22 protein-coding genes are annotated in these 23,511 nt (G+C 67.1%); 17 read left to right on the top strand and 5 right to left on the bottom strand.

Features of this window, described 5'->3' with window-relative positions; genetic code table 11:
* Positions 1 to 8: 8 nt before the first annotated feature.
* Entirely contained in the window at positions 9 to 758 is a 750-nt protein-coding gene (locus HT136_RS07640) for an SDR family NAD(P)-dependent oxidoreductase (protein ID WP_214198977.1), read from the top strand.
* Between the two features lie 29 nt (positions 759 to 787).
* On the opposite strand, the gene HT136_RS07635 is transcribed toward HT136_RS07640, so the two are convergent.
* From HT136_RS07635 to ligK, 4 genes are all read right to left on the bottom strand, one after another.
* Positions 788 to 2,020 carry an MFS transporter gene (locus HT136_RS07635; protein WP_214198976.1) on the bottom strand — a complete coding sequence of 411 codons (1,233 nt, stop codon included), beginning with the start codon at positions 2,018 to 2,020 and terminating at the stop codon, positions 788 to 790.
* A gap of 217 nt (positions 2,021 to 2,237) precedes the next feature.
* Positions 2,238 to 3,128, bottom strand: coding sequence for an amidohydrolase family protein (locus tag HT136_RS07630; RefSeq protein ID WP_214198975.1), 891 nt, complete (start codon positions 3,126 to 3,128; stop codon positions 2,238 to 2,240).
* Entirely contained in the window at positions 3,121 to 4,185 is a 1,065-nt protein-coding gene (locus HT136_RS07625; protein WP_214198974.1) for a 4-oxalomesaconate tautomerase, read from the bottom strand. The genes HT136_RS07630 and HT136_RS07625 overlap by 8 nt, the downstream gene beginning before the upstream one ends.
* Entirely contained in the window at positions 4,178 to 4,852 is a 675-nt protein-coding gene (ligK, locus tag HT136_RS07620) for a 4-carboxy-4-hydroxy-2-oxoadipate aldolase/oxaloacetate decarboxylase (protein WP_214198973.1), read from the bottom strand. The genes HT136_RS07625 and ligK overlap by 8 nt, the downstream gene beginning before the upstream one ends.
* A 119-nt stretch (positions 4,853 to 4,971) precedes the next feature.
* Between ligK and HT136_RS07615 the strand changes: the two genes are divergently transcribed.
* From HT136_RS07615 to HT136_RS07545, 15 genes are all read left to right on the top strand, one after another.
* Complete coding sequence (locus HT136_RS07615; protein ID WP_214198972.1) at positions 4,972 to 6,123, top strand: LysR substrate-binding domain-containing protein; 1,152 nt, start codon at positions 4,972 to 4,974, stop codon at positions 6,121 to 6,123.
* An 86-nt stretch (positions 6,124 to 6,209) separates the two neighbouring features.
* The gene (locus tag HT136_RS07610; RefSeq protein ID WP_214198971.1) at positions 6,210 to 7,073 is read left to right on the top strand and encodes a DUF1932 domain-containing protein; all 864 of its coding nucleotides are present in this window, start codon (positions 6,210 to 6,212) and stop codon (positions 7,071 to 7,073) included.
* A gap of 3 nt (positions 7,074 to 7,076) precedes the next feature.
* Complete coding sequence (locus HT136_RS07605; RefSeq protein ID WP_214198970.1) at positions 7,077 to 8,102, top strand: amidohydrolase family protein; 1,026 nt, start codon at positions 7,077 to 7,079, stop codon at positions 8,100 to 8,102.
* A 47-nt stretch (positions 8,103 to 8,149) separates the two neighbouring features.
* Entirely contained in the window at positions 8,150 to 8,560 is a 411-nt protein-coding gene (gene ligA / locus HT136_RS07600) for a protocatechuate 4,5-dioxygenase subunit alpha (RefSeq protein ID WP_214198969.1), read from the top strand.
* Position 8,561: 1 nt separating this feature from the next.
* Positions 8,562 to 9,470 (top strand): class III extradiol dioxygenase subunit beta, encoded by a 909-nt coding sequence (locus HT136_RS07595; RefSeq protein ID WP_214198968.1) that lies wholly within the window; start codon positions 8,562 to 8,564, stop codon positions 9,468 to 9,470.
* 96 nt (positions 9,471 to 9,566) lie between these two features.
* A complete protein-coding gene (locus tag HT136_RS07590) occupies positions 9,567 to 10,523 on the top strand; it encodes a Gfo/Idh/MocA family oxidoreductase (protein ID WP_214198967.1) in 957 nt (318 codons plus the stop codon).
* Positions 10,523 to 11,512, top strand: coding sequence for an aldo/keto reductase (locus tag HT136_RS07585; protein WP_214198966.1), 990 nt, complete (start codon positions 10,523 to 10,525; stop codon positions 11,510 to 11,512). Before HT136_RS07590 ends, HT136_RS07585 begins: the two co-directional genes overlap by 1 nt.
* Positions 11,513 to 11,720: 208 nt before the next feature.
* The gene (locus HT136_RS07580; protein WP_214198965.1) at positions 11,721 to 12,224 is read left to right on the top strand and encodes a nuclear transport factor 2 family protein; all 504 of its coding nucleotides are present in this window, start codon (positions 11,721 to 11,723) and stop codon (positions 12,222 to 12,224) included.
* A 123-nt stretch (positions 12,225 to 12,347) separates the two neighbouring features.
* The gene (locus HT136_RS07575) at positions 12,348 to 13,667 is read left to right on the top strand and encodes a M24 family metallopeptidase (protein WP_214198964.1); all 1,320 of its coding nucleotides are present in this window, start codon (positions 12,348 to 12,350) and stop codon (positions 13,665 to 13,667) included.
* On the top strand, positions 13,664 to 14,989 hold the full coding sequence (locus tag HT136_RS07570; protein ID WP_214198963.1) for an MFS transporter: 1,326 nt from the start codon (positions 13,664 to 13,666) through the stop codon (positions 14,987 to 14,989). The genes HT136_RS07575 and HT136_RS07570 overlap by 4 nt, the downstream gene beginning before the upstream one ends.
* Positions 14,990 to 15,160: 171 nt before the next feature.
* A complete protein-coding gene (locus HT136_RS07565; RefSeq protein WP_214198962.1) occupies positions 15,161 to 15,967 on the top strand; it encodes an SDR family oxidoreductase in 807 nt (268 codons plus the stop codon).
* Positions 15,968 to 16,160: 193 nt separating this feature from the next.
* Positions 16,161 to 16,940: an IclR family transcriptional regulator gene (locus tag HT136_RS07560; protein ID WP_214198961.1), complete on the top strand. Its 780-nt coding sequence runs from the start codon at positions 16,161 to 16,163 to the stop codon at positions 16,938 to 16,940.
* 329 nt (positions 16,941 to 17,269) lie between these two features.
* Entirely contained in the window at positions 17,270 to 19,666 is a 2,397-nt protein-coding gene (locus tag HT136_RS07555; protein WP_214198960.1) for a TonB-dependent receptor, read from the top strand.
* Between the two features lie 168 nt (positions 19,667 to 19,834).
* The gene (locus HT136_RS07550) at positions 19,835 to 21,301 is read left to right on the top strand and encodes an MFS transporter (protein ID WP_214198959.1); all 1,467 of its coding nucleotides are present in this window, start codon (positions 19,835 to 19,837) and stop codon (positions 21,299 to 21,301) included.
* A 42-nt stretch (positions 21,302 to 21,343) separates the two neighbouring features.
* A complete protein-coding gene (locus tag HT136_RS07545; protein WP_214198958.1) occupies positions 21,344 to 21,649 on the top strand; it encodes a hypothetical protein in 306 nt (101 codons plus the stop codon).
* 53 nt (positions 21,650 to 21,702) lie between these two features.
* Here HT136_RS07545 and HT136_RS07540 read toward each other — a convergent pair whose 3' ends face one another.
* Positions 21,703 to 22,179, bottom strand: a complete 477-nt coding sequence (locus tag HT136_RS07540; RefSeq protein ID WP_214198957.1) for a nuclear transport factor 2 family protein — start codon at positions 22,177 to 22,179, stop codon at positions 21,703 to 21,705.
* A gap of 192 nt (positions 22,180 to 22,371) precedes the next feature.
* Here HT136_RS07540 and HT136_RS07535 point away from each other — a divergent pair, with 192 nt between their 5' ends.
* The gene (locus tag HT136_RS07535; RefSeq protein WP_214198956.1) at positions 22,372 to 23,493 is read left to right on the top strand and encodes a class I SAM-dependent methyltransferase; all 1,122 of its coding nucleotides are present in this window, start codon (positions 22,372 to 22,374) and stop codon (positions 23,491 to 23,493) included.
* The last annotated feature ends 18 nt before the right edge of the window (positions 23,494 to 23,511 follow it).

Here is a 23,511-nt window from a genome sequence, read left to right as displayed (position 1 = left end):
GGCGGCCGATGTTCGACCTCACGGGCAAGCGCGCCATCGTCACCGGCTCGACGCGCGGGATTGGCCTGGCCATCGCACGCGGGTTGATCGCGCAAGGTGCGCGCGTGGTGATCTCGAGCGAAGACGCGGCAGACACCGCGCGTGTCGCGGCCGAGCTCGGCATGCCGGGCCAGACCTGTGACGTGACCGATGCTGCGGCGCTCGACGCGCTGGTCGCCTGCGCCGAACACCACCTGGGCGGCGTCGACGTCCTCGTGTGCAACGCGGGGATCACCGGCAAGCCCGGCCCCTTCGCCGCGATCGACATGGACGACTACGCGCGGGTCATGGCAATCAACCTCACCGCGCACGTGGAGCTGTGCAACCGCGTCCTGCCGCGCATGGCCGCGAGCGGTGGTGGCAGCGCGATCCTCATGGCCAGCCTGTCGGGCCTGCGCGGAAACGGGCGGATCAACGCCTATGCGCTGTCGAAGGCGGGCGTTGCCCAGCTCGCGCGCAACCTCGCGGTCGAGTGGGGGCCTTCGAACATTCGGGTCAACGCGATCTCGCCCGGCTTCATCGCGACCGAACTGTCCGCGCCCCTGCTCGCCGACGCGGCCTTCATGGCCCGGCGCATGGCGATGACCCCCTTGCGCCGTCCCGGTACGCCCGAGGAAGTGGCAGGCGCGACAGTGTTCCTCGCCTCGTCCGCGGGCGCCTTCGTCAATGGGCACAACCTCGTCGTCGATGGCGGAACGCTCATCACCGACGGCAGCTGACCTTCGGGGGCTCCCCCCGGCAATCCACCTCAGAGCTGTACAACTGCCTCGCTGCGCGGCTCTTCGCGCCCGCGCGGCGTGCGGGTGCGCCCCGCCAGCAGCGCGATCAGCACCCCGCCCAGCGCTGCGAGCGAGAGAACTCCGAAGGCGCCGAGCAGACCCCCGGTGCGGTTAGCCGCGAAGGTCACCACGACGGGCGAGAGGAATTGCCCGAAGGCGAAGGCCGACTGCCAGAAGCCGGTGCCGCGCCCGCGGAACTCGAACCTGAGGATAGACATCGACCATACCAGCAGCGTGGGCAGCAGCAGCCCCGCTCCCACCTGGTTGATGAAGCAGCCGACCAGGAAACCGCTTACTGCGCCTGCCTTCGCCATCGCCAGGAAGCCCGCCGAAAGCAGCGCGAATTCGAGCAGGAGCAGGCGTCCGACCGGCCAGCGCGGTCCGATCCGCGAATAGAGGATAGTCCCCAGCGGTACGCCCACCGAAGCGATCGAGGTGAGGAAGCCGCGCTCCGCCGGGCTGGTCAGCCCCAGGGCGGCAAGGCCGCTCGGCGCCTGGATCTGCACGGTGTAGAAGAAGATCGAACCGTAGATCGTGATCAGCACGATCATGGCCATTCGCGCCCAGGGAAAACCCTCCCACGAGCGGTTGTGGGGCGCGCGCACGGCCTCCTCCTCGCCATGCGCCTCGCCTTGCGGCTCCCAGGTGAACATCCAGACCAGCGCGAACATCACGAGCGCCGAAGCGTAGGCCCAGAACGGCGTACGCCAGCCGTGCTCGCCCAGAATCCCGCCCAGATTGAAGAACAGCAGCGCCGACATCGAAGCGAAGGCGGTCTGCGCCGCCAGCCAGCGGTCGCGCTTCGCGCCCTTGTAGTAGTCCCCGATCATCGTAGTCGAAAGCACGTAGATCAGCGCCTCGGCCACCCCCACGCCGATGCGCGAGATGAGGATGTGGGTGAGGTCGGTCAGAAACACCGGCGCCACGCCGACCACGGCGTAGAGCAGGAAGGAAGCCAAAAGCAGCCTGCGCCGACCGAACCAGTCCCCCAACATGCCCGCGAAGGGGCACAGGAACGCCACGCAGAGCGAAGGCAGCGTGAGGATCATCGGCACCCAGTATTCGTGCCCCGCCACGTCGGCGTATTGCGCCATGAGGTCGGGAATGATCGGCGTCAGGAGCACGATCGCCATCGTTGTCAGCGTGATCGGAAGCAAAAGGGACACACCGGTCATGAAACCGGCTTCGTGATGACGCGGCATTGGCTCTCCCATGGTTCTCTCACGCTCTGCCCGATCCACGTCGCCCGGATCCTCGGCAGGTTCAGGCCGGTACAATCGGAGCAAGAGGCCCCAACTGTCCAATCCATTTCATGGGATGGGGTCTATCCATCCGCTGGCACGGCGTGAAATGCAAAAAGGGGGGCGGCCCGAGACCACCCCCCTTTCTTGCGACCCGAAGCGGCGCTTCGCGGTTTTTCTAGAGTTCCTCGGGCCAGTAAAGGCGCATCGGATTGGCTACGAGCAGCTTGTGCTGGAGTTCGGACGTGGGCGCGATGCGCGGGATCATGTCGACGATATGGCCATCGTCGGCGATCTCGTCCTGCATGTTGGGGTGCGGCCAGTCGGTGCCCCAGATCACGCGATCCTGGTAATCGGCCACCAGCGGCGCGACCGCTTTGGCGAAATTGTCCCAGGGATCGCCCATGCCGCCTTCCTTCCGCGCATCGAGGCGCTCGGGACAGGTGGCCTTGAACCAGATGTCCTCGCGCGAATCGAGGAAGGCCCGGAACGCCTTCATGTCGGGGCCGTCGGGACCTTGGGTGACGTCGGGGCGACCCATGTGGTCGATCACCAAGGGCACGGGGATCGCGTCCATGAACGGCCGCAGTTCCTCGAGGATGTCGGCCTCGAAGTAGATCACCACGTGCCAACCTTCGGGCAGGCGCTTGGCAACTTCGAGGAACTTGTCCTTGGGCGCGTTGTCGACGAGGCGCTTCAGGAAATTGAAGCGGATGCCGCGAATGCCCCCCTCGTGGAGCGCCAGGAGTTCGGCGTCCGAGATGTCGGGATCGACCACCGCAACGCCGCGCGCCTTTCCTTTCGAAAGTGCAATGGCATTCAGCGTCGCGGCGTTGTCGGTCCCGTGGCAGCTCGCCTGGACGACGACATTGCGCGAGAAGCCCAGGTGATCGCGCAGCGCGAAGAGCATCTCGGGGCTCGCGTCCTCAGGCAAATACTTCGCCTTGGGGCTGAACGGGAACTCGGCCATCGGGCCGAAGACGTGGCAATGGGCATCGACCGCACCCGCAGGCGGCACGAAAGTGGGCTTGCTCGGCGAGGAATGCCAGCACGTGATACGATCAGACATAGACCTCTCCATCCATCAGCTTGCGCGCGGTGCGCAGCAGAGCAGCACTCGTGACGGTGCCCTCCTCGTTCACTTCGAGCACGCAGCTCATCTCGCCGGTCGGGTGTTCGACCGAAAGCGTCTTGCGCGGCCCTTCCGGAATCTGGGCCACTTCGGCCGCCGGCGTGCCTTCGAGCAGCGCCGCGGTCGCCACGGTCACCGCCGCCAGCACGCCCACCGTCGCGTGGGCGCGGTGCGGGATGAACGAGCGGGTGTTGATCGCCCCCCCGTTCCTGGGCGGCGAGACGAGGAACATCTTGGGGACCGACTTGTCCTTGACGTCACCCAGGTTCATCCGCTCGCCCACGGCGAGACGGATCGCCTCGATCTTCTCCTTGAGCGCGGTGTCGGCGTCGAGTTCCTCGCGGCTCTCGTAGCCGGTCGCGCCAAGGTCGGCGGCCTTCATCACGACGCAGGGCATGCCGTTGTCGATCAGCGTGACCTTGATCCCGTTCACCTCGTCCACCGCGTTGCCGGTGGGCAGGAGTGATCCGCACATCGAGCCGGCGGTGTCACGGAATTCGACCGGAACCGGGGCATGGGTGCCGGGCACACCGTCGATCGCAGCCTCGCCCTTGTAAGTGACCTTACCGCCGGGCGTCTGCACGGTCGCGACCGCGATCTGGTCGGTGTTGACCATGTAGATCGTCACCCGCGTCTCCTCGCCCGTGGGGTCGACAAGGCCCCGCTCGATCGCGAAGGGGCCGATGCCGGCGAGGATATTGCCGCAGTTCTGCGCGTCGGAGACCAGCGCCTGATCGACGAAGACCTGGAAGAAATGGTATTCGACGTCGACACCTTCGCGGTCCGACTTCGCCACCACGCCGACCTTGCTGGTCAGCGGGTCGGCGCCGCCCATGCCGTCGATCTGGCGCGGGTCGGGCGAGCCCATGACCTTGAGCAGGAAGGCGTCGCGCACCGCCGGATCGGACGGCAGATCGTCCTTCAGGAAGTACGCGCCCTTCGAGGTCCCCCCGCGCATCCACATGACCGGTGCGCTGGTGGGGAGATCAGACATACTTGAGGCCTTCCTTCTCGAGGCGCTCGCGCATCTTGTACATGTCGAGGCCGAGCACCCCGGCGGCGAGCTTCTCGCGCTTCTCGCCTTCGTTGGCTTCGCGCGCCTGCGCGGCCTTGAGCACTTCGGCGGCCTTTTCACGCGGCACGCAGACCACGCCGTCGTCGTCGGCCACGATCACGTCGCCCGGGTTCACCGCGCAGTTGGCGCAGACCACCGGCACGTTGACCGAGCCGATCGTGTTCTTGACCGTCCCTTGCGCGTAGACCGCCTTGGACCAGACCGGAAACTGCATCTCGGTAAGATCGCGCACGTCGCGCACGCCCGCATCAATGATCAGGCCACGGCAGCCGCGCGCCTGCGCGCTGGTGGCGAGAAGATCGCCGAAGTAGCCATCCTCGCACGGGCTGGTCGGGGCGAGCAGGAGCACGTCGCCGTCCTTGAGCTGCTCGATCGCGACGTGGACCATCCAGTTGTCGCCCGGAGGCGAGCTGATGGTGACCGCCGAGCCGGCAATGCGCGCGCCGGAATAAATGGGGCGCATGTAGCTGGCGAGCAGGCCGGTACGGCCCTGCGCCTCGTGGACGGTGGCCACGCCGCAAGCGGCCAGACCGTCGATGACCGCAGGATCCGCGCGTTCGATATTCTGGACGACGACACCCGACATGGCAGCACTCCTCTTTCAATTCGTTCTATTCAATTCCAGGCATCCTAGATGGGACGGCACAGGGCCAGAGGGAAAGAGATCTTTGGCAATCGCCATTGGATTTGGCTAATGATTGCGTCATGGAAGTCTGGGATCTCAACTTGCGGCACTTGCGCGCCGTGCTCAAAATCGCCGAGCTTGGAACGGTCAGCGCCGCGACCGGCGCGGTCAACCTCAGCCAGCCCGCGATAACACAGGCGTTAGGTCGCCTCGAAAGTGCGCTCCAGGTCCCGCTCTTCGAGAGACGCCACGACGGGATGGTGCCCACGCAGGCCGGACGGATCCTGCAGGCGCGCATCGCCGCTGCGCTGCGCCACGTGCGCAGCCCGCACCTTACCATGTCGCGCCTGCGCGCCGTGCTCGCGCTGGCCGACAGCGGCAGCTACGCGGGCGCCAGCCAGGAAACCGGCTTGTCGCTCCCCTCGATCCACCGCGCGGTCAACGACCTCGCGCTCGCGCTGCGCCGCCCGCTCGCGGTACGCCGGGGCAAGCACGTGGTGATGACCGAGGCGGGCGCGCAATACGCCCGCGAATTTCGCCTTGCCGTCGTCGAACTGGAAGCCGGCCTTTCCGAGATCGAGGCGCTGCGCGGCCACGAGACTCGCCGCCTCGCCATCGGCGCCATGCCTCTTTCACGCGCGCGGGTGCTGCCCGCCGCGGTCGCACGCTTTCACGCCCGCCGCCCGCAAGTGCGCCTCACCATCGTCGAGGGTTCGCGCTCCGAACTCGTCGAACCCTTGCGCAACGGCACGCTCGACGTGATGGTCGGCGCCTTGCGCGCGCCGCTGATCGAGACCGACCTCGAACAGGTTCCGCTCTTTGCCGACGTGCCGGTCTTCCTCGGTCGCAAGGGACACCCCCTGATGGGCACCGCACCCGACGCGGCTGCGCTCGCACGCTATCCCTTCTGCCTGCCCGCGAAAGGCACGCCCTTGCGCGACAGCTTCGAGCGCTTCTTCGAGGAGCACGGCCAGCACCCGCAGGTCCCGCTCGAATCCGGCTCGGTCATGATGATCCGCCAGATGATGATGAACAGCGACTTCCTGACCCTCCTCTCGCGCGACCAGGTGCCCGTCGAGCTCGAAGCCGGATGGCTCTGCGAACTCAGTCGCCTGCCCGCCTCCTTTCACCGAGTTATCGGCATGACCACCCGCCAGTCGCTGCGCCCGACCGCGGTACAAGACGAGTTTTTCGCCGATCTGGCCGAAGCCGCGCGCGCCATCGAGAGTTGAGGCAAATCGCCGTCGTTAGACAAAGATTATAGCTTCAAGGCAGTTCCGATTAGCCCCTCCCGGCGCTGGCGTGCAGGGTAGGCGCGATGATAAAACACGTTGCACTCATCGGGTTCGGAGAGGCCGGATCGACTTTCGCCCGCGCTGGCGGATGGGCCGCGCGCGCCTGCGCGTTCGACATTGCCCCGGCGCGACGCACGGTGATGGCCGAACTTTCGGTCACCCCTTGCGCCAGTGCCGCCGAGGCGCTCGAAGGCGCCGCGCTGGTGCTCTCGCTCGTCACCGCCGACCAGGCGCTCGCGGTCGCCCGCACGTGCGCCGGGTTGATCGATCCGCAAGCCCTGTTCTGCGACATGAATTCGGTCGCGCCGGGCACCAAGCGCGCCGGAGCCGAGGCTTTCGCCGCCGCGGGCAAGCGCTACGTCGACGTCGCGATCATGGCCCCGGTCAACCCGGCGCGCCTCGCCGTTCCGCTCAACATTTCCGGCCCCGATGCCGAAGAGGCGATGGAGCTTCTGACCGACCTTGGCTTCCAGAAGACCAAGATCGTGGGCGAGGCCGTGGGCCGCGCCTCGGCGATCAAGCTGACCCGCTCGGTCATGGTCAAGGGCCTCGAGGCGCTCACCGCCGAGATGATGCTGGCGGCCGAGGCCGAGGGCGTCGCCGACGAGGTGCTCGCCTCGCTCGATGCCAGCGAGAAGCCGATCTCGTGGTTCGCGCGCGCCGACTACAACCTCGACCGCATGCTGGTCCACGGGCGTCGCCGCTCGGCCGAGATGGCCGAAGCCGCCGCAATGCTGCGCGACCTCGGCATCGACCCGCTGATGACCCAGGGCACCGTCGCGCGCCAGCAGGCGCTGGGCGTGCTCGGCATCCATCCGCCCCCCGAGGGCTTCGCGGCCAAGCTTGCCGCCATCATGACGTCCAAGACACCAGAGGGAGAGAACTGAGCCATGTCGCTCGTCATTGACTGCCACGGTCACTACACCGTCCTGCCCAAGGGCCACGACGCCTGGCGCGAAGAGCAGAAGGCCGCCTACAAGGCCGGCACCACGCCCCCGCCCTACCCCGAGATTTCCGATGCGGAAATCCGCGAGACGATCGAGGGCAACCAGCTCAAGCTCATCAAGGAGCGCGGCGCGGACCTGACGATCTTCTCCCCCCGCGCCTCGGCGATGGCGCCGCACGTCGGCGACCAGGCGGTGGCCAGCGAATGGGCCACCCGCTGCAACGACCTCATCTACCGCGTCACGCAGATGTTCCCCGAGACTTTCGTGGGCGTGTGCATGCTGCCGCAGAGCCCCAAGTCGGACCTTTCCGCCTCGGTCACGGAGCTGAAGCGCTGCGTCGAGGAACTGGGCTTCATCGGCTGCAACCTCAACCCCGACCCCGGCGGCGGCCACTTCGAGCACCCCCCGCTCACCGACGAGTACTGGTTCCCGATCTACGAGGCGATGTGCGAGCTGGACGTGCCCGCGATGATCCACGTCTCGGGCTCGTGCAACCCGGCGATGCACGCGACCGGCGGCTACTACCTCGCGGCCGACACGGTGGCCTTCATGCAGCTGATGCAGGGTGACCTCTTCGCCAGGTTCCCCAAGCTGCGCTTCATCATCCCGCACGGCGGCGGCGCGGTGCCCTACCACTGGGGCCGCTACCGGGGCCTTGCCGACATGCTCAAGAAGCCCAGCCTCGACGAATACATCATGAACAACGTGTTCTTCGACACCTGCGTCTACCACCAGCCGGGCATCAACCTGCTGGCCGACGTGATCGACAACAAGAACATCCTGTTCGGCTCGGAGATGGTCGGCGCGGTGCGCGGGATCGATCCCACCACCGGCTTCTACTTCGACGACACCAAGCGCTACGTCGACGCGCTCGACATCTCGGACGAAGAACGCCACGCGATTTTCGAAGGCAACGTGCGCAAGGTCTTCCCGCGCCTCGATGCCAAGCTGAAGGCCCGCGGCCTCTGAGCGAGACCGCGCCGCCAAACCGGCAACCAACCACAAAGGAGAGGATCATGGCCGGTCCCAAGGACATCCACGAATACCTCGCGGACTTCGACGACATCCCGGGCACGCGCGTCTACACGGCCGCGCGCGCACGCAAGGGATACCATCTCAACCAGTTCGCGATGAGCCTGATGAAGCCCGAGAACCGCACCCGCTGGCTTGCCGACGAGCGCGCCTATCTCGACGAATGGCCGATGACGCAGGACCAGAAGGAGGCCGTGCTCGCGCGCGACTACAACCGCCTGCTGGACCTGGGCGGCAACATCTATTTCCTCGCCAAGGTCTTCTCGACCGACGGGCTCTCGTTCGTGCAGGCGGTCTCCACCATGACCGGCATGAGCGTGGAGGAATACCAGGCGATGATGGTCGCGGGCGGACGTTCGCCCGAAGGCCAGCGCTCGATCAAGGGACACTGCTGAAATGGCCAAGATTACCGCTGGCATCGCCTGCAGCCACGTGCCGCTGCTCGGCGTCGCCTCCGACCAGGGCAAGGATCGCGACGCCTATTTCACCCCGATCTTCGAGGGCTTCGACTGGACGCGCGAGTGGATCGCCAAGCCGGAAAACAAGCCCGACGTCGTGATCCTGGTCTACAACGACCACGCCTCGGCCTTCGACATGAAGATCATCCCGACTTTCGCGATCGGTTGCGGCGAGCGCTATGCCCCCGCCGACGAAGGCTGGGGCCCGCGCCAGGTGCCCGACGTCGAAGGCCACCCGGACCTCGCCTGGCACATCGCGCAGAGCCTGATCCTCGACGAGTTCGACATGACCATCATCAACGAGATGGACGTCGACCACGGCCTCACCGTCCCGCTCACGATGATGTACGACAAGCCCTCGGCCTGGCCGGTCAAGGTCATCCCGCTCGCGGTCAACGTCGTCACGTATCCGCCGCCGTCGGGCAACCGCTGCTGGGCGCTGGGCGAGGCGATCGCGCGCGCGGTCAACTCGTTCGACGAGGACCTCAACGTGCAGATCTGGGGTACCGGCGGCATGAGCCACCAGCTCCAGGGCCCGCGCGCGGGGTTGATCAATGCCGAATGGGACAACATGTTCCTCGACGGCCTCGTCGGCGACACCCAGAAGCTGCGCACGATCCCGCATATTGAGTACTTGCGCGAGACCGGCTCGGAAGGCATCGAGATGGTCATGTGGCTGATCATGCGCGGCGCGCTCGGCAAGAGCACCAAGTGCCTGCACAAGCACTACCACGTGCCTTGCTCGAACACCGCGATCGGGCATATCGTGCTCGAGCCGGTGGATGGAACAGTTCCGCCCAGTCCCACCATCGAGGGTCACGACGCGGCGGCACAGGCCGCCATCTGATCGCCGAAACGGGGCGGGTGCGGGAACAAACCGCGCTCCGCCCCGCTCCCTCTTCACGTTCCCCTGTGAACGACCAATTCCAAGGAGTTTCTCCCCATGCGTATTGCTCTCGTCGGCGCCGGCGCCTTCGGTGAAAAGCACCTCGACGGCCTCAAGAACATCGACGGCGTCGAGATCGCCTCGGTCATTTCGCGCAATGCCGACCAAGCCGCCGAAGTCGCCGCCAAGTACGGCGCGCCCCACTCGGGCACCGATCTGGGCGAGGTCCTCGCGATGCCCGATGTCGACGCGGTGATCCTGTGCACGCCGACCCAGATGCACGCCGAGCAGGCGATCGCCTGCATGAACGCGGGCAAGCACGTCCAGGTCGAGATCCCGCTCTCGGACAGCTGGGCCGACGCCGAAGCGGTCGTCGCCAAGCAGAAGGAAACCGGCCTAGTCTGCATGGTCGGCCACACCCGTCGTTTCAATCCCTCGCACCAGTACGTGCACAACAAGATCACGGCCGGCGAATTCAACGTCCAGCAGATGGACGTGCAGACGTACTTCTTCCGCCGCAAGAACATGAACGCCAAGGGCCAGCCGCGCTCGTGGACCGACCACCTCTTGTGGCACCACGCCGCGCACACCATCGACCTGTTCGCCTACCAGTCGGGCAAGATCGTCGCGGCCAACGTCCTTCAGGGCCCCAAGCACCCTGAGCTGGGCATCGCGATGGACATGTCGATCCAGCTCAAGGCCGAGACCGGCGCGATCTGCACGCTCTCGCTCTCGTTCAACAACAACGGTCCGCTCGGCACCTTCTTCCGCTACATCGGTGACAGCGAGACCTATATCGCGCGCTACGATGACCTCGTGAACGGCCGTGAAGAGGCCATCGACCTCACCGGCGTCACCGTGTCGAACAACGGCATCGAACTGCAGGACCGCGAATTCGTCGCCGCCATCCAGGAAGGCCGCGAGCCCAACTCGTCGGTCGGCAAGGTGCTCGACTGCTACCGCGTGATCGGCGAACTCGCCCAGAGCCTCGAGGCGCAGGACGGCTGGTCGTAATGACCACGCGCACGATAAACGGGACCGCGCTCAACCCGGTAGGCCTTGGCTGCATGAATGTGGCCTGGGCCTACGGGAACCCGCCCGAGCGGGCCGACGCCGAAGCGCTATTCCGCCACGCACTCGACAGCGGCTGCAACCACTTCGACACCGCCAACATCTACGGCATGGGCGTCTCGGAAGAGATCCTGGGCGCGGCGATCATGGACCGGCGTGACGAATTCTTCCTCGCCACCAAGACCGGCATCCTCGTCGACGGGCCGCGCCGCGGGATCGACTGCAGCCCGGATTCGATCACGGCCTCGCTCGATGCCAGTCTCAAGCGTCTGGGGACCGATCATGTGGACCTGTTCTACATGCACCGCTTCGATCCCAAGGTGCCGATCGCGGATTCGGTCGGCGCCATGGCGCGCGCGATCGAGGCGGGCAAGATCAAGGCCTATGGCGTCTCGGAATGGTCCTCGGCGCATATCCGCGAAGCCCACGCGGTGCACCCGATGGCCGCGGTCCAGACCGAGTATTCGCTCTGGACGCGCAACGTGGAACTGGGCGTACTGGAAACGACGAAGGAGCTGGGCATCGCGCTCGTCGCCTTCTCACCAGTCGCGCGCGGGGCGCTGTGCGGGGACCTGGGTGATCTCTCCCAGCTCGCCGAAAAGGACCTGCGCCGCGGCATGCCGCGTTTCCAGGGCGAAGACTGGGCGAAGAACCGCGCGATGATCGCCTGCTTCGATGCCCTCGCGGCCGAGGCGGGCGTCGCCCCGGCCCAGCTCGCGCTGGCCTGGGTGCTGGCGCAGGGAGAACATGTCCACGCCATTCCCGGCACCCGCTCGGCAGCCCATTTCGACGAGAACAACGCGGCCGCAAGCCTTGAAATTCCCGCCGAGATCCTCGAGCGGGCCGCCGCGCTGGTCAATCAGGACACCGTCAGCGGCCACCGCTACCCCGAGGTGATGCGCAATACGATCGACACCGAGGACTACGCCTGAGCGCAAGCGCGTTTGGCAAGCCAAACCAGGCCAGGCCAGGCCAAGCCATTCCGGGCCCTCCCGTCGCCGCGACGGGAGGGCCTTTTTCATGCGCGAGCGACGCGGGCTGCGGCCACCCGCATGTTCACCTACCGAGAACACGAACCGAAGCGGACTTGTCAGGCACGCGGGCGACGGGCGCAATGCCCGCCTAGCCAAGGAGATGCCCATGCCCCCCAAACCCCTGCACGCGCTGCTGGCCCTTGCCCTCGCCGCCCCGGCCGCGTGGTCCCCCTCTCTCCTCGCCCGCACGAATCTTCCCTCCGGCGCCGCTACGAGCGAAGCCGAAGTCGAGGCGGTCAAGGCGCTGATCTGGGCGAAGGAGAAGGCGATCTACGCCGGTCGCGCCAAGGGCGACGTCGGCTACTACATCGCCAACGCCTCGCCCCATTACCTCGCCTGGACTTCGGGAACCAAGGCCCCTTTCGGCGTCGCGACGCTGGCAGCCGGAGCCGCGGACATGAAGTCGCGCGACAAGGAAATCATAACCAACGAACTGGTCGACTTCTCGCTCTCGGGCGACACCGCGATCATCTACTACCGCAACCACCGCAAGCGCCTGCCCGACGGTACCCCGGTCGACCAGACCTACGACAACATCCACGTCTGGCAGAAGACCGCGGGCGAATGGAAAGTGCTCGCCAGCATGTCGCGCCACCAGGAGGAGCTGTGAGCGCGACCGGGCCCAACGCGAAGTTCGCCTGCTGAATTTCGCTCCGTAGCGCCCGTGCATCGCCGCCCCGGCTGCGTAGTCTCGCGCCGGTACTTTTCCCCGCTGGTCGCAAGAGGGACTTTCATGACGCACGCCTCGCTCGCCCCTGCCACGCCTGGCCGCCTCGCCCGCTGGTCGGACCCGGAACTCATCCGCCACCTCCAGGCGGCGGCTCCGCTGGTCAACCGCCCGCGCGCCGAGGCGGTCATGGACAAGTACGGGCTCGACGCGCTCGTCGCCGCGCTGCCCTCGAACATCTACTACCTATCCAGCCATCTGGGCATTTCCGCGATGATGGGACGGCCTTATTCGAGCTTCGCCGTCCTGCCGCGCAACCCGGCCGCGCCCGCCTCGCTCGTCGTCAACGGCTCGATGGTCTACCACCTCGACTACTGCCCGACCTGGATGGACAACATCGAGACTTTCACCTGGCCCGTGCCCGACCCGGCAACGGGCGGCATGAGGGCCGAGCCGCTCCCCAGTCCCTGGGCGCAAGTCGTGCGCGAGGACAGCCTGACCGACCGCGACCGCCTGCTCATGGCGATCTATGCGAATTTCGAGGGCCGCAATGCCGCCTCAGCGGGCGCCGCGCTTGCCAGTGCGATGGGCAAGGCCGGCCTGACCAGGAGCCGCGTCGGCTTCGACGACATGCGCACCGCGCGCATCCTGGGCAGCGATTTCGCGGGCACCCCCATCGATGCGCTCAACGTTTTCCGCGAGGTGCGCATGGTCAAGACCGAGCCCGAGATCGCCATCCTGCGCGAAGCGGCGCGGCGCAACGAGGCCGCGCTCGACTACGCGATTTCGCGCATGCACCTGGGCGAGCCGCTCGAACAGGTCGAACTCGACCACCGCGCCAAATGGGGCGAGCTGGAGGGCAAGTCGCTCTGGCTCATCGTCAACCAGCGCGGGCTCAACTCGGGCGTGGTCGAAAAGGACGAGCCGACCAAGCTCGACAGCGTGGGCGAGTACAAGGGCTACAAGGGCGACGTTGGCCGCACCGTCGTCGTCGGCACGCCGAGCGACGAAGTCGCGCGCCGCGCCGAGGCCAACAGTGCCGCGCTTGCCGCCGCCTATGCCGAGATCCGGCCCGGCGTCCCCTTCGCGCACGCCGATGCCGTGGCGACCGACGTGCTGCGCCAGCATGGCTTCGCGCGCGGCTTGGGTTCGGCGCACTGCGTCGGGCTCGAGCACACCGACCAGCCCTGGCCGACCGGCCTCGAGGACCCGGCCGAGATCGCCGCCACGCTGGTCTACGAGGAAGGCACCGTGTTCACGCTCGACATGCCCTACCACGAGGTCGGCTACGGCACCTCGCACGTCGAGGACATGATGGTGGTGCGCAAGGACGGGGTCGAGGCGCTGTCCTCGATGGACACCTCGCTGCGCGTGATCCCCGCGTGAAGGCAACCGTCACCCCCGCGTCACGCCCTTTCGCCGCCTGGTGGGTGGTGGCGGTCATGTTCTTCTCCTCGATCGTCTCGGTGATCGACCGCGGTATCCTGACCCTCGTCGTCGACCCGATCCGCGCGGACCTCGGCATCGGCGATGTCGATATGAGCCTGCTGCTCGGACTTTCCTTCGGGATCTTCTATGCGCTCGTCGGCATCCCGCTCGGCCTCAGCGCGGACCGCCTCTCGCGCCGCAAGCTGCTGATGACGGGGGTCGGTCTCTGGTCGATCGCCACGTTCCTGGGCGGGCTCTCGCAGGACTATTGGCATCTCTTCGCCTCGCGCCTGTTGGTGGGGCTGGGCGAGGCGACGCTTGCCCCTTGCGCGGTCTCCATGATCGCCGACATGTTCCCCGCCAACCGGCGCGCGCTGCCGGTCAGCATCTACCTCATGGGCCAGTCGGTCGCGGGCGGGCTTTCGCTCGCGCTTACCGGCGCGGTGCTGAGCGCGGTGCCCGCGGGCCAGCTCGACTGGATTCCGGGCATTGCAAGCCTCGCGCCCTGGCGCGTCGCCCTCGTCCTCGCCGGATGCCTGGGCGTTCCCGTGGTCGCGATGATCGCCTCGATCCGCGAACCCGAGCGCCGCAGCCTGCCGGACAAGGACAGCCAGTCGTTCGCCGCGACCGCGCGCTTCCTCGCCCGGCGCTGGACGACCTTCGCGCCCTTCTACGCCGGCTTCGCGCTGCTGGTGATGATGGCCTATTCCTCGGCCGCCTGGGGCGCGACCTTCATCATGCGCCGCTTCGCGATCTCGGCCGGAAACCTCGGGCAGATGCAAGGCTCACTGTCGATGGTGCTGGGCCTTGCCGGCGCACTCTCGGCGGGCATCCTTTACGACGTCGTCGCGCGCCGCGCGGGCAGCCGGCGCAAACTCCTGGTCCTGGCCCTGATCGCCGCGCTGATGGCGCCGCTTTCCTGCATCGTGCTGGCTCCTTCCGCCCTCGCCGCCGTAGTGATGATCGCGCTCGGCGGCCTGCTGATGCCGATGATCGGGACGGGCATGGTCACCACCTTGCAGGATATGCTGCCCGGTCGCATGCATGGCGTCGGGGTCTCGCTGTTCGGCCTGTTCAACACGATGACCGGGCAGGCGCTCGCCCCCTGGCTCGTCGCCGTCGTCGCGGGCGGCCTCGCGGCGGGCGAGGGCGGAGCCGCGATCGGCCCCGCGCTCGGGCTCGTCGGCGTGCCTGCCGCGCTGGGGGCCTGCGCGCTGTTCCTGACAACTTATCGCGCGGCCCGATTGCCAGCCGATCCACGCGGGGTTGCGCAAAGCTGATCCGGCCCGCAGGCGGGCCCGCCACGGACTTGTGCGCCACCACTTCTCGCTGCTCGAACAGCACCTTACCCCATGCTGGCATTGCCTCGGCGCCCCAGTCCATCCTGAGCCCCGGGTCCGTTCGAGACCCTGACGGAACATCCCGAAGACAGAACACGGAAAGGATACACCATGGGGCCTGAACGCAAGACCGCCGTAATTACCGGCAGCACGCGGGGTATCGGGCGGGCGCTCGCCCGGGCGTTGCTGGATCGCGGGATCAACGTGGTCCTTTCCTCACGCCAGGCGGACGAGGCGCGCGCCGCCGCCGAGGAACTGGGCCGGAACGCCGAGGCCCGCGCCATCGGCCTTTCCTGCGACGTGCGCCGCGCCGAGGACGTCAACGCGCTTTGGGCACAGGCCTGTGTCCAGCTCGGCGGGGTCGACATCTGGGTCAACAACGCCGGTCTCGCCCTGGGCGGCGGCCTGATGGACCTCACCGACGAGGACGTGCGCACGATGCTCGATATCAACGTCATGGGCGTGGTCCATGGTTGCCGCACGGCCGTCCGGGGCTATGCTCAGGCGGCGCGGCCGGGCGCGGTCTACACGATGCTCGGCGCGGGCGCCGACGGCACCCTCCTGCCGCAAATGGCCGGCTACGCGGCCAGCAAGGCCGCCGTCACCTACCTCATGAACTGCCTCGCCGAAGAGACCCGGGGCAGCCCGGTCCTGACCGGCTCGCTCAGCCCCGGCCTTGTCATCACCGAGGGCTTCCTGCGCGAGAACGCAAAGGCGGGGGGCATGAACGCGCAGCGCCGCGCCCACGTAAATCTCATTGCCGACCACCCGCGCACGGTTGGAAACTGGGCGGCGCGGATTCTCGACACCAACACCGAACACGGCCGCACGTTCGCCTGGCTGACCCCGCGCAAGATTCGCGAGCGCGCCCGCCGGCCCGCGCGCGACATTCTCTCCGCCTATCCCCAACTGGCCTGAAGGGCGACGCCGGAAGCAACTTGAGATCGGCTTTTCAGGGAAAAATTCGAGATTCGATATCCGACAGGCGACCACAGTTCACTTCGGTCGCCGCGCCTGGCCGCATTGGCGTGACCTTTCCCGGGCGGGACGACGACGTCGACGACGCGTTCCCGCACGACAGGACCATCGTTCAGGGAGGTCACGCAAGGCAATGGAAGGTGTTCCCATTCGTGCCGTCAGCCGCACGATCGCCATTCTCCAGGTCATCAACACCCACGCTCCGATGCCGGTGATGGACATCGCACGCTTCGGCAAGTTGCCCTACCCAACGGTGTTCCGGATCGTGCAGACGCTTGTCCATGCCGGGCTCGTCGAGCAGGACCCGCAGACCAAGGCCTATCGTCCCACCGCCCAGGTCGAGACGCTCGCCCACGGCTACCAGGACGACAACGGTCTCGCCGCCGCCGCCCAACCCCTGATGCGCGAACTGACCGCGCGGCTGGGCTGGCCGATGTTCGTCGCCACGCGCGCACAGGCGCGCATGATCGTGCGCGGCTCGACCCATGCCCAGTCGGTGATGACCTTCGACTTGTGCAATCCGGGTGTCACCATTCCACTCCTGACCAGTGCCTCGGGCCAGGTCTACATGGCGGGGCTGGCCGACGCCGAGCTCGCCCCCATCCTCGAGTGGGCCACGCGCAACGCCTGGCGCCGCGACACGGCACGCGAGCGCGAAGCCTTCCTTACCCGACTCGAGCACGTGCGCCGCGAAGGCCACGCCGGCGCGCCCTGTTCCGCACTCAAGGTCCATCGCACCGCCAGCATCGCGGTGCCCGTCCACGCCGACGGCAAGAGCCTCGCCGCACTCACCCTCACCTACTTCCTCGAGGCCATGGACGCGGACGAGGCGATCGTGCGCTACGCGGGCGAATTGAAGGACGCGGCCGCACGGCTCGGCGAACGTCTTTCCTGCTGCGCCGTCGCCGCCTGAAGCACCCGGCAATCCGACCCACCGCGAATCGCGACCGCGCGATGGACACGCGGCGCGCTCCGGAAAGCGCGTCCGATGCAGGTCGGCGCGGCCGTTCACACGCGCATCCCCATGGCAATGGAAAATCGCCGGCACGTTCTCGGGATGTGAACAGCGGCGCATTTTTTCGCGCCTGAACGGCCATCGAAAATCAACGCGTTCCCGCTGTTTGAACGGCCATATCTCACCTGATGAGCAACGCGCGCGACGCCCTCTTGGCACACACGCGCCCAGCCGATCCTCTGTCGCCAATGCACCGGGCCGGCCGCGCCTTCGCGCCGGGACCAGCGATGCAGAGACGCAACCAGGGAAGCTTCACCATGCGCCAGACCCAGTCCCCTACCCCAGCCGCCACTCCTCGCAGCCATGCGACCTCGATCCGCGCCGCCGCGCTCGCCGGCATCTGCGTTGCAACCCTGGTGGCGAGCGCTTCCAGCGCCCACGCCGAGACCCCCGCAACCGCGGAAAATGGCGAGACCGGTGTCGGCGAGACGCCCGGGACCATCCTCGTCACCACCCGCCGACGCACCGAGAGCCTGCAGGACGTGCCCCTCTCGATCACCGCGATGAGCGACGAGGACTTGCGCAAGAGCGGCACCAGCGGCCTCGAGGACCTTGCCAAGTCGACCCCGGGCCTTGCCTTCCAGAGCATCGGCGGTACGTATCAGGCCCCCGTCATCCGCGGCCTCGCCCAGGTCGACCAGACCGCGCAAATCGGCAATGTCGGCGTGTTCCTCGACGGGGTCTACCTCAACAACCGTTCGGGGCTTGAATTCGGCTCGCTCGACCTCGCCCGCATCGAGGTGGTCAAGGGTCCGCAGAGCGCCGCCTACGGCCGCAACACCTTCTCGGGCGCGATCAACTACGTGACGCGCGGGCCCACGCTCGGCAAATTCGACGCGCTCGTCACCGGCGAAATCGGCGACAAGGGCCGCCGCTCGATCCAGGGCAGCGTGAGCGTGCCGCTCGGCGATACGCTCGCCGTGCGCGGCTTCGGCTCCATCGCCAAGTTCGACGGCACGATCAAGAACGAGCGCGACGGGGGATACGTCGGCGGCTACGACAAGCGCGCCAATTACGGCCTTTCGCTGCTGTTCGAGCCGACCAGCGACCTCTCGATCAAGCTGTTCGGCATGCGCGTCGAGACCAAGGAACGCCAGGCGGCCTATGTCTACCTGCCTACGAGCGAGAACAACTGCGGCTCCTACAACCCCAACGCTACGCTCGGCGCGCGCTATTCGCTCTATTGCGGCAAGCTTGCCGTGCCCACCACGGTCGACCTCGACGACACCGCCGCGACCGGCCTCACCGGCCACTCCTGGCTGGCTTACGCCAAGGCCGACTACAACATGGGCTTCGCGACGCTTTCGGGCACTTATTCCTATACCGAGGCCTCGTTCGGGCAGAACAACGACGCCACCGGCAATCCCGACGCGATCAGCACCCCGCTCGCCACGGGCAGCGCGCTCTCGCAGCAGTCCTTCCTGAAGGCCGTGGGCAACGGCAGCTACGAGCACAACGTCGACGTCAAGCTCGCCTCACCCGACGCCGGACCGCTGACCTGGATGGTGGGCGCCAACTACTATGACAGCTCGATCACCGACGTGCTCGAGGTCTCCTACGCCCTGCTGAACGACTACACCACCAACGTCCCGATCTTCGGCAAAGGCTCGACCGTCCACACCAAGGGCCTCTCGGGCTATGCCCAGATGGGCTACGAGATCGCCTCGGGCCTCGACCTCTCGCTCGAAGGGCGCTTCAACCACGAAAAGATCGCCTACGACGGCACCGTGCTTTCGGACGGGGTCTACCAGAGCAGCATTCCGGGTGCGCGGACCTACAATTACTTCACCCCGCGCGGGACGCTCAGCTACAAGTTCTCGCCCGACCTCATGGCCTATGCCTCGGCCGCCAAGGGCTACAAGGTCGGCGGTTTCAACGCCAACACCTACGGCACCGACAAGTTCGAATACGATCCCGAGACCAACTGGACCTACGAGGTGGGCGTCAAGGGCTCGGCGCTCGATCGCAAGTTCGCGTGGTCGGCGGACCTGTTCTACGTCGACTGGAGCAATATCCAGGTCCAGTCCTACGTCGCCAATTCGGCAACCTCGTTCATCGCCAACAACAAGGGCGCGACCTCCAAGGGCATCGAGTTCGACACCAGCTACAACTTCGACCGCCTCAACTGGCTGCGCTTCGCCGGCGCCTTCATCGATCCCAAATACAAGAAGGGCACGATCGACGGCGAAGTCACCGCCTATTGCGGCTTGCTGACCGGCACCACGATCCCCGAGGCGGGCTGCAGCAACGATGTAGGCGGCAAGCAGCTCGCGCGCACGACCAAGACGCAGATCTCGGCCACCGCCAACTTCGGCATACCGGTCAACGACATGTTCGATTTCTTCGTGCGCGGCGACTACAGCTACCAGGCCGCCAAGCACTCGCAGAGCCTGGGCCAGGACAGCCAGGGCAAGATCGAGCTGGTCAACCTGCGCACCGGATTCACCTCGGAGAAGTACGATCTCTCGTTCTGGGTGAAGAACCTGCTCGACGCCAAGTACATCGCGCGCGCCACGGTGAGCGCGAGCACCGCCGACGGCGGCGCGGCGGCGGGCATCGCCCAGACCCGTATCTATCCCGGCGAGCGCCGCACGATGGGGCTGCGCTTCACTTACCGCTACTGAGCGAGGCCCCTGCCCCGACGAAATGGCCCACCTCGCTTGCGCGCGAGGTGGGCCATGTCGCTTCGAGCCGCCTTCTCGGCTGGTGAACAGCCCGCCAGAAACTCCGGGTTCTGCACGCCCCTCTTGCGGCACAGTCCCGGCAACGACGCGCGCAGGATACGACCCGAGATGACCAGCCCCCAAGCCGCCGAGATCGCCGTTCCCGTGAGCGCTGGCCCCGCCGCGCCCCCGACGCCGCGGCCGCCCGCCCCGCGCCTTGGCCACCTGGCGCTGATCACTTACGCGCTCGCCGCGTTCGGGCCGGGCATGCTCTCGATGCCGATGATGGCCTACGTGCCCCAGCTCTACGCCAAGGAATTCGGCATCAACCTCGCCGCGCTCGGCGGCGTGCTCGTCTCCCTGCGCGTCCTCGACGCGGTGACCGACCAGCTCATGGGCTACATCTCGGACCGCACCCGCACCCGCTGGGGCGCGCGCAAGCCGTGGATCGTGGGCGGCGGCTTTCTCTGCCTCATCGCCGCGTTCTTCCTGCTCAAGCCCCACGGCGCGGTCGGGCTCGTCTACCTCGTCGCGTGGAAGGCGCTCTACGACCTTGGCTTCACGATGATCGACATCAACCAGCAGTCCTGGGGCGCCGAGCTCACCACCGACTACGCCCAGCGCTCGAAGATCACCGGGACCAAGGCCATCGTCGCGCAGCTCGGGAGCCTCAGCAACTACGTCCTGCCGATCGCCATTGCCTGGTTCGGGTTCACCCAGAGCTCGGCCTACTCGATCGGCATGCTGGGCTACTTCTTCCTTGCCGCAGCGGTGGTCTTCCCGCTGACCATCGGTATCGGCTTCCTGTTCGCGCCCAAGGGCATCGAACTTCCCGGCAAGCGCCCCGAACTCATCGGCTTCCTGAAGTCGGTGCGCTCGAACAAGCCGCTGTGGATCTACATTGCCTCGTTCACGCTGTGCGGGATGGGCATGGGCATCCTCCAGATCATCTTCACCTTCTATGACGGCTACCTCAAGCTCGGCGCCTGGTACCCCTACCTGATGACGATCTTCGCGATCACCTTGGCCGCCTCGATGCCGCTGTGGATCTGGGCTTCGGGTCGTTTCGGCAAGCACAGGAGCTACGTCGTCGCGGTCACCATCTCCAGCCTCGCGATGCAAGGCTACTGGTTCGTGAACCCGGCGACGATGACGATGGAGACGATCCTCGCGATCAGCGTGGTGGTGGTCGTGTTCATCGGCGCGGGCGCCTCGGCGATCGTGGTCATCTCGCCCGCGATCCTTGCCGACGTCGCCGACTATGGCCGCCTGCGCACCGGCGAACAGCGCACCGGGGGCTACTTCGCCTTCTACCTCCTCACCAACAAGGTGGCGCTGGCGATCGGCTCGGGCAGCGCCTTCCTCCTGCTCAGCCTGTTCGGCTACGACGCGCGGGCGGGCGCGGTGAACGACGCAACGGCCGCCTTCGGCATGCTCTTCACCGTCGCGCTGCTGCCCGCGATCCTCAAGATCGGCGGCGCGCTGGTGATCTGGCGCTTCCCGATCGACCAGCGCCGCCATAGCCTGATCCAGCGCCGCATCGCCCAGCTCGAGGAGCGCGAGGCAGCCGCCCAGCTCCCGCTGGCCCCGCTCTGAGCGCCGCGCTTCCCAACCCTTTCTCCAAGAGGCCCCAAGACCATGTCCGACGCGAAAACACCCTACCTCGAAACGATGGACGTCGAGGATCTCGGACGCATGGTGATGAGCCTCCTGTCCGAGCTGTGGATCACGCGCGACCGCGTCGCCGTGCTCGAGGAGCTGCTCGAAGCCAGGGGCGTGCTCGAAAGTGGCAGCGTCGAGAGCTTCGAGTGGACCGCGCAGAACGAGCCCAGGATCGAGGCGGTGCGCGACCGCATGATCGCGCAGGTCATGGGTGCGCCGCTCGCCGCCAGGGAGCGCACCTACGAGAAGATTCTCGAGCGCGCCGGTTTCGGGCAGGACTGAATAAGCGCGCCGACGGCCCGCCGCGATGTCCGGCGGGCCGTCGGGCGAAGAGTTCAGCGCATGACCTGGCTGCGCGCCATCCCGCCCAGCACGCGCCACTTGCCACCTTCCTGCACCCACGTATGGGTGACGTCGAAGCGGTCGTCGGCGGGGGTGCCGTCCGCCAGCATCGTGCGGTGCGTGCGGTAGTAGATGATCGCGGTATCGCCGTACAGTGTGAAGTCGAGCAGTTCCATCTCCAGCTTCTCGTGCGCCATTTCGGGCGGGGCCTTGGCGCGCTTGAAGCCGTCGACGCGCATGGGTTTGGCCAGGATCGGCGGCCAGGCGAGATAGCCTTGCGCGGTGTTGTCGGCATAGGCGCTGATGTCGCCTTTGCCGCGCCCGGCGTAGATCGCCTGCTCCATCGTCCAGATCGTCGTCTTCGCCGCCTCGATGGCGGCGGGGTCCTCGGCGGCCGAAGCCGCGCCACCACCCAGGACGAGCAGGGCGGCGGCCGCGATGGCCCCCAGGGGCCGGGCGAATGATCTCATGATACTTCCTTGTGCGGTGTCGGGAGGGCGCATCGCAGCACGAAGCGGCGGGCAAGGCGCAGTGCGAACACGCGAGCTGCTCATCTGTTGAACAGCGGGGCAGAAAACAGCGGCGCGCGCGGTGCCCTTGCATCACCCTCGCATCAGGCAGACACTCGGCCTGCCCCCATGCAGCCGACGACGGAGGGATAGATGGCCCAAGCGAACGACGCCGTAACGATGCCCGTGGCTTCGAACACGATGAGCCAGCGCAGCCGCGCCGGGCTCGACGTGCTGGGCGGCATCCTGAAATTCACCTCGGTCGCCACGCGCGGCGCGGCGAAGCAGGATTTCCTCGAGAGCGAACACGGGCGCGCGCTCAGCGAGGCCCACGCGGCAGGCACCCACGACAGCGCCGAGACGATCGTCGCGCGCGTCGATGCCGCCAAAGCACTCGCCGCGACCCTTCCCAATTACCGCATGGAACGCTTCGCCCAGCGCTACGTCGCCGAGGAGATGATGCACCGCAATCTCGTCGCCGCCGAGGAGCAGCGCGCGATGCACGAGCATCTCGACAGCCTGCCGGTGAACAGCGCCGGAGGCACGCTCGCGCTCGATCCCGAGGCCCCGTTGCCCGACTGGTACGAGGGCATCCACTTCCACCTCGCGCCGATCGGCATCGACAACTACGACCTTGGCACCAAGGGCGCCGGGATCGGCCGGGTGTTCCGCTACGGCGGGTTCGCCGCGGTGCCGCCGGGCTCGAACATCGGTGGCCAGCGCATCGACGTGATCAAGCAGTTCCGCCGGCGCGACCACAAACGCATCCTCGAGATCGGCTGCGGCGGCGTCTTCACGTTGATGGCCTTGAACAAGGTCTTTCCAGAAGCCGAACTGATCGGCTGCGACCTCAACGGACGCGGTCTCCAGGAGGGCTTCCGCCTTGCCGAGCGCATGGGCCTGAAAGTGGACCTGCGCCAGTGCGACGCGCGCGCGACAGGCCTAGAGGACGCCAGCATCGATGCCATCTTCAGCTACGCCGTCCACCACGAGGCACCCGTTCCGGTCAACCGCGAGATGTTCGCCGAGGCTTTCCGCGTGCTCAAGTCGGGCGGCGAGATCGTGATCTCCGACCCGCCCCCGTTCCGCGCGGTCGACATGTTCACCGCGGTCCTGCTCGAATGGGACAACGACCACCGCGAGGAGCCCTACTTCCGCGAGACCTGCCTGGCCAACTGGGAGGACGAGCTGCGCGCGGCGGGCTTCGTCGAAGTCGAGGCCTATGGCCTGGGCGCGCAGTCCTACCCCTGGGTCACGCGCGCGGTGAAGCCCTGAGCGAGGCGCCGCCCGCGC

Origin of the sequence: Novosphingobium profundi, from assembly GCF_018491765.1 — a bacterium.
GTDB lineage: Bacteria > Pseudomonadota > Alphaproteobacteria > Sphingomonadales > Sphingomonadaceae > Novosphingobium > Novosphingobium profundi.
The sequence above is the reverse complement of the archived record's forward strand: the minus strand, read 5'-3'. Positions and strand labels throughout refer to the sequence as shown.

Bases quoted from the DNA above. Each gene is read 5' to 3' on its own strand.
- HT136_RS07640 (WP_214198977.1), top strand. From the start codon at position 9: ATGTTCGACCTCACGGGCAAGCGCGCCATCGTCACCGGCTCGACGCGC.
- HT136_RS07635 (WP_214198976.1), bottom strand. From the start codon at position 2,020: ATGCCGCGTCATCACGAAGCCGGTTTCATGACCGGTGTGTCCCTTTTG.
- HT136_RS07630 (WP_214198975.1), bottom strand. From the start codon at position 3,128: ATGTCTGATCGTATCACGTGCTGGCATTCCTCGCCGAGCAAGCCCACT.
- HT136_RS07625 (WP_214198974.1), bottom strand. From the start codon at position 4,185: ATGTCTGATCTCCCCACCAGCGCACCGGTCATGTGGATGCGCGGGGGG.
- ligK (WP_214198973.1), bottom strand. From the start codon at position 4,852: ATGTCGGGTGTCGTCGTCCAGAATATCGAACGCGCGGATCCTGCGGTC.
- HT136_RS07615 (WP_214198972.1), top strand. From the start codon at position 4,972: ATGGAAGTCTGGGATCTCAACTTGCGGCACTTGCGCGCCGTGCTCAAA.
- HT136_RS07610 (WP_214198971.1), top strand. From the start codon at position 6,210: ATGATAAAACACGTTGCACTCATCGGGTTCGGAGAGGCCGGATCGACT.
- HT136_RS07605 (WP_214198970.1), top strand. From the start codon at position 7,077: ATGTCGCTCGTCATTGACTGCCACGGTCACTACACCGTCCTGCCCAAG.
- ligA (WP_214198969.1), top strand. From the start codon at position 8,150: ATGGCCGGTCCCAAGGACATCCACGAATACCTCGCGGACTTCGACGAC.
- HT136_RS07595 (WP_214198968.1), top strand. From the start codon at position 8,562: ATGGCCAAGATTACCGCTGGCATCGCCTGCAGCCACGTGCCGCTGCTC.
- HT136_RS07590 (WP_214198967.1), top strand. From the start codon at position 9,567: ATGCGTATTGCTCTCGTCGGCGCCGGCGCCTTCGGTGAAAAGCACCTC.
- HT136_RS07585 (WP_214198966.1), top strand. From the start codon at position 10,523: ATGACCACGCGCACGATAAACGGGACCGCGCTCAACCCGGTAGGCCTT.
- HT136_RS07580 (WP_214198965.1), top strand. From the start codon at position 11,721: ATGCCCCCCAAACCCCTGCACGCGCTGCTGGCCCTTGCCCTCGCCGCC.
- HT136_RS07575 (WP_214198964.1), top strand. From the start codon at position 12,348: ATGACGCACGCCTCGCTCGCCCCTGCCACGCCTGGCCGCCTCGCCCGC.
- HT136_RS07565 (WP_214198962.1), top strand. From the start codon at position 15,161: ATGGGGCCTGAACGCAAGACCGCCGTAATTACCGGCAGCACGCGGGGT.
- HT136_RS07560 (WP_214198961.1), top strand. From the start codon at position 16,161: ATGGAAGGTGTTCCCATTCGTGCCGTCAGCCGCACGATCGCCATTCTC.
- HT136_RS07555 (WP_214198960.1), top strand. From the start codon at position 17,270: ATGCAGAGACGCAACCAGGGAAGCTTCACCATGCGCCAGACCCAGTCC.
- HT136_RS07550 (WP_214198959.1), top strand. From the start codon at position 19,835: ATGACCAGCCCCCAAGCCGCCGAGATCGCCGTTCCCGTGAGCGCTGGC.
- HT136_RS07545 (WP_214198958.1), top strand. From the start codon at position 21,344: ATGTCCGACGCGAAAACACCCTACCTCGAAACGATGGACGTCGAGGAT.
- HT136_RS07540 (WP_214198957.1), bottom strand. From the start codon at position 22,179: ATGAGATCATTCGCCCGGCCCCTGGGGGCCATCGCGGCCGCCGCCCTG.
- HT136_RS07535 (WP_214198956.1), top strand. From the start codon at position 22,372: ATGGCCCAAGCGAACGACGCCGTAACGATGCCCGTGGCTTCGAACACG.